The sequence below is a fragment of the Klebsiella sp. CN_Kp097 genome, from assembly GCF_040064495.1.
GTDB lineage: Bacteria > Pseudomonadota > Gammaproteobacteria > Enterobacterales > Enterobacteriaceae > Klebsiella > Klebsiella aerogenes.
The window spans coordinates 1-5,098 of the sequence record NZ_JBEAIL010000013.1 but is presented as its reverse complement, the minus strand read 5'-3'; the positions used below and the strand labels follow the sequence as shown (position 1 = coordinate 5,098).

The window sequence follows — 5,098 nt, the reverse complement described above, 5'->3', positions numbered from 1 at the left end:
GCCAGCGCGTCGCCCTGCCAGTAGAACCAGCGCGTCTCTTCCGCCGTCTGCTTGAACACCAGGCGCTCGCCCTTGCGCACCGCCACCAGCTGGCGGTTATCGCCCCAGCTAAAATCCTCTTTCTCTCCGTTATGCCGGACATCGCGCCGCTGTCGCAGCTCGCCCGCGCGATCGAATACATAACGCACCCCGCGCTGCAGCCCCTCGCGGAACCAGCCCCCGACGCTCTCATTCACCGCCCGGGTCTGCGTCTGCAGGTGGCTGCCCGCCGCATCCTACACAAACTGCCGCAGCGTACCGTCCGGCGCGGTATGGGCCGTCAAACGCCCCACCGGATCGTAAGCGTAACGATTGCTGCCCCACAGGCTGTTATTTAATTAGCTAATTCAGCGTGCAGGATAACGTTGTTCTTCATAACCATTAGGAAATACATTTTTAATGGTATCGATGATCGCATTTTTATACGAAAATACAACTTCAAATTCTGTAAAAGATGATTCTGCATGTTCTTTTTGCTGAACATATATTTTCTTAAGAATTGAGTCTTCATAAACATAATCAGATACACTGCACCCTACATCCCCCAATTGAAATCTTTTTCAATCAATCCATCATTGTATACTGACAAAGAGATGTTTCGCAGCATACCGGCACTGGTAAAATAAATCCTTTCTAAGTTATCACCTTCATAGATACAAAACTCTTTGTTAATTATATTTGATGCCTGTCCAAATATTTCTATTAACGATATACGTTCCAGACTATCAAAGTGATAGATGTGTGTATTTTTTACATTTGCAGGTAATTTATTAAGTTTCTTACCTATCTTAAATCCAGCTCGTTCGATTTCGTAGGGTCGAATATTATATAATGCACCTTTACTAACTACTACTTTAGTTTCGTTGAGTCTAACACTATCACTATATGACATAATATAGTTTTCACTATCGGAACTAATCTTATTAAACTTATCTTCTAAATTTTTCAATATAATCATTTATCATCACGTGATTTTATTTTTTAATTTATAACCATAGCTAACCCCTTCAACTTTTCGGTTGAACCATTATTAGTTAATGAGTCAAAATCATTCATGACACTATCATAAAAATAATTAATTCTCTCGTGACTTGTTGTTAGGATATACACTACTTATATTTTATTCTTCATATTCATCTGTATCTCGACATCTTTAAAATACATTAACAATGATGAGCGATACAACATTTTTCTTCAGGCCAGTTGCTCCTATCATACAGCTACATTAACCTAAGATTAAAATAAAGCCGGAGAATTTAGATTACCGGCTGATATAAAGTATGGCAAAAAAATGCACCTAGCCAAAGAAAAAACACATATAATTATCTACCAATTCAGTTGGAAGATTATTACTTAGAACTTCCTTCACCCTAAGCAAATATTCATTTTTATAATTAAAATCATCATCCGTGGTATCACATTCAAATTCGCTCTCTTCTAATTCAATCAGAGCGGAATATGTACCCAAAAAGTCCCCTAGTGTGTTAGTTAATTTATATACTTTTTTTTGCACACTTCCATATACGGCTGAATTATCGTCTAATACATCACAAAACAGAACGTCGCCATTACGTTCTGCAAAGATTACATAGTTCTTATCCCAATCATTTGTTCCATTTGGTATAAGCCAGCCTGACTGTATATTGCCTAAGTCATACATTTCAATTATCTGAATGAAAAAATCGCCACCAAAGGTGGGTTTATCTTCAAGGATAGTATGTTCATAAAAATACAACATATCCCCATGTAAAGGAATATCATGGTTCGAGCAGCCTAAATTTTCTTCAGAGTAGGACATTACACCCATACTTCTTTTGCTCTTCTGAAATGTCTCAATGAAATTTTGTAATGAGCTATCAATAGTCATATTTACTCTACCCCTCACATTTACTTCGCATTCTTGATGTGGATTCTCTATCTATCAAACGTCCATTTGTAACGTTTTGAGTATTACCTCTATGCCCCCTCAGTCCATGAACATGTTCATTAAATCCACTGGGATGGTTATGATTTTGTAAGAATATAATATTTCTTGGATCTCCTTGCCATTTTGCACCTAATGAACCGTTTCCTTCAACTGAATTTATATGATGTCCTGTATAGCCAGCCCTTGACATTACTGAAGTAAGATCTTTATTGGATGTTTTCAAAATTAAATCTCTTTCTTCACTACTCCAATTGCGTGTTCCAACCCCACCGTTTTGTAATAACGCTTTCTCATGGACCCATGCTCTAGATATTGCAGTACTTCTAGCCCCTGGCTGAGCATTTAAAGAATCATATGGCTTGTATCTGATTAAATCATCAGCGCTCAGCCCCCACGGATCCACCCATCCCAGCGGATTCGGGGCATACTGATAAACATTCAGCCCACCGGCTAATCCAATCGGATCAGACGAACAATCCTATCCCCTGGGCCAATCGTACCGTCAACCCGCACCAATCTAAGCTCTAAGATAGAGTTCCCAAAGCGCAGCGTTGCTATAAAGGCCGGGAAGAGTTAATTTATTACCCGGCTTTGCTTTGTTATTTACATGGATTCCAAAATGAAAAATCCCCTATATATATTTCATTCAATTTCAAGTCGGACGGAATGTTATCTATACTGTCAGCTATCTCATCAAATGGTGAGGGTAATATAAATTGAATGCCAAAATCCTCGTCTATAATAATGGAACCATTAAATATTCTTTGCCGATAAGTGAGTTTTTTTATCTCACCAAATTCTTGACCGGCATATAATAAGTTTTTGTATAACCCTTTGTAATTTTGATTGCATCCAATAGAAAATATATTTCCATCAGGTTCGGTTGATATAGTTAAAGTATCATCCAATACATAGGAAAATCTCTTACTCGCATCAGGTAGAAGATACTCTTTGTACTCAACACAATGGTCAGCATACATTTCAGCAAGATAGACAGATATATTTGTATTTAACAGCACATCGCCTAACGAATGAAATGGTTTTATTTCTGCAGAAAAATCAAACATTTTACATCCCACCATTTACTAATACACCGTCGACATAAACAGGAGAGTCCTTTATTAGATCTTAATTTTCAAAACCACCATGACCTATACGTCCATATACGATATCCTCACCTTCACTATTAGTCCTATAAACCTTCCAGTAATCATTTCCATGAATATTTTGTTGTTTTGCGTTACCACCAGGATGATAATCTAATTTATATGTTGTACCAGATTTTGTCGTTTTCACATATTGTATATGTTGAATAGCCTCAGGCCTACCAGCTTGTGGATAGATCTTCGTCCAACCTTTAGATGTTAAAAGGGAGTCTATTTCAGCCGGAGCTTTACCTGTTAATTTATTTACCCACCTTTGGGTTATATTGTCCTTTTCCGCGAAGCCACATTTTAGTCCCAGCGGATCGATCCAGCTTAATGGGTTCGGCGCATACTGATAAACATTCAGCCCGCCGGCTAATCCAATCGGATCCTGGCTAATAAATCCCGCAATTTCAGGATCATAGTAACGATGTCGATTATAGTGCAGCCCCGTTTCAGCGTCAAAATACTGGCCCTGAAAACGCAGCGGGTCACAATGATAGTGCCAGCTCTCCTTCCTGCCCGCTTCCTGCGTCAGCAGCGCCAACAGCTGAAAACTTACAGGATAGTTGTTAATATCACCGGACTTAGAATATTTAAAGAGCGAATATATTATGATAAATTCACTTTAATATCCCGCCTATCCAGATACAGCTGTAAAAAAAAATAAGGTACCCCGCTCTGGGAATCACAATATCACAACAGTACATTTAATTAATTTATAACATAAATGTTTTTGTATTAAACTCTCAATATGCTTCCAATCTCCGCCACCTAATCCAGCTCCAATTTTTGGCATTTGTACAACCAATCGATTAATCAATGCAAACTCCGATAGTTTTTCAAGACATTCCTCAAGTGCGTGATATGATAAATATTGTTTTTTATCAGCATAGTTTTTCCTTATCCCATCTTGAGAAACCATATTAGCCACAAATATTCTATCCTTTTCATCTACAGATATGAACTGTATATCACCCAAAGTTAAATCTGATGTGTTAGAATATTTATCCAAATAAACCTTCTTGGCTGCTGGGTATTTTTTTGATAATGATAAAACAAATCCTTTCCCCCATTTCCCTTTGTTATTAACTATATGAGCAATGATAGTGGCAGAACTTAATGGGACAGCAGCATCTCCAGTTACATATTGAATGATTTCTTTTTCTTTGTGATCATTCATAGCTATTAACCACACAGCCTCAAATTCGTCTTTTGATATAATCTGTGAATCAGATAGTTCTAATTCACTTTTTTTTCCATCATAAAGAAGGAAACCTATTTTATCATTTTCATCACTCAACGAGGCTGATGGGTAATATAAGCTATCCAAAACACTTATCTGTCTTGTGGCAATTTCCCCCATAAACTCTGTATACAGGATGCCTTCCCCAGACGTAAATTCCGCATTAGACTTATAATATTCAACCACAACTTGTGGACTTTCCACTGCTGACGATTCTATCCGAAACATTCAGTTCTCCTGTATTTGCAACTCTAAATGTATTTTTTCTTGGTTCTGTGACATTTAGCCCAGTTACATCTATTTCTACAAAATGAGTAATACCATTCAACTTTCTGGAATCACCATATATGTTACTTGCCAGTTGGCCCAGAGACATTTTACCTGTCCCTGAAGCATCTTTTAATGTCCTTCCGCCGATCATGGCTGGTGTAATATCTGTAAAATATTGCCCCTCACCAAAACGCGCATGTATATCACCTGATGAGGCGCGAATAGTCCCACTTTCCATAATCCCATTCATCCCCTCCTCGGTCGTATAATGATACAATGTCTTCGGTGTTAAACCTTTTGGATCTATATAACCCAGCGGGTTCGGCGCATACTGATAAACATTCAGCCCACCGGCTAATCCAATCGGATCCTGGCTAATAAATCCCGCAATTTCAGGATCATAGTAACGATGTCGATTATAGTGCAGCCCCGTTTCAGCGTCAAAATACTGGCCCTGAAAACGCAGCGGGT

General features: G+C 38.5%; 6 protein-coding genes and 2 pseudogenes. All 8 read right to left on the bottom strand.

From position 1 onward, the window contains the following. Nucleotides 1-371 (bottom strand): annotated as a pseudogene (locus tag ABLV07_RS16270) (RHS repeat protein); the annotation flags it as partial. Between the two features lie 203 nt (nucleotides 372-574). Beyond that, on the bottom strand, nucleotides 575-997 hold the full coding sequence (locus ABLV07_RS16265) for a hypothetical protein (protein WP_227537731.1): 423 nt from the start codon (nucleotides 995-997) through the stop codon (nucleotides 575-577). 339 nt (nucleotides 998-1,336) lie between these two features. Beyond that, the gene (locus ABLV07_RS16260; RefSeq protein WP_110915951.1) at nucleotides 1,337-1,906 is read right to left on the bottom strand and encodes a hypothetical protein; all 570 of its coding nucleotides are present in this window, start codon (nucleotides 1,904-1,906) and stop codon (nucleotides 1,337-1,339) included. Between the two features lie 7 nt (nucleotides 1,907-1,913). Next, the gene (locus ABLV07_RS16255; protein ID WP_072033701.1) at nucleotides 1,914-2,369 is read right to left on the bottom strand and encodes a hypothetical protein; all 456 of its coding nucleotides are present in this window, start codon (nucleotides 2,367-2,369) and stop codon (nucleotides 1,914-1,916) included. A 196-nt stretch (nucleotides 2,370-2,565) separates the two neighbouring features. Further along, nucleotides 2,566-3,033: a hypothetical protein gene (locus ABLV07_RS16250; protein WP_020078519.1), complete on the bottom strand. Its 468-nt coding sequence runs from the start codon at nucleotides 3,031-3,033 to the stop codon at nucleotides 2,566-2,568. Nucleotides 3,034-3,421: 388 nt separating this feature from the next. Then, a pseudogene (locus ABLV07_RS16245) lies at nucleotides 3,422-3,679 on the bottom strand (RHS repeat-associated core domain-containing protein); the annotation flags it as partial. Nucleotides 3,680-3,799: 120 nt separating this feature from the next. Further along, nucleotides 3,800-4,585, bottom strand: coding sequence for a macro domain-containing protein (locus ABLV07_RS16240; RefSeq protein WP_157195273.1), 786 nt, complete (start codon nucleotides 4,583-4,585; stop codon nucleotides 3,800-3,802). Beyond that, a partial coding sequence (locus ABLV07_RS16235) for an RHS repeat-associated core domain-containing protein (protein ID WP_348853620.1) occupies nucleotides 4,536-5,098 on the bottom strand: 563 nt, incomplete at its 5' end. The genes ABLV07_RS16240 and ABLV07_RS16235, both read right to left, overlap by 50 nt.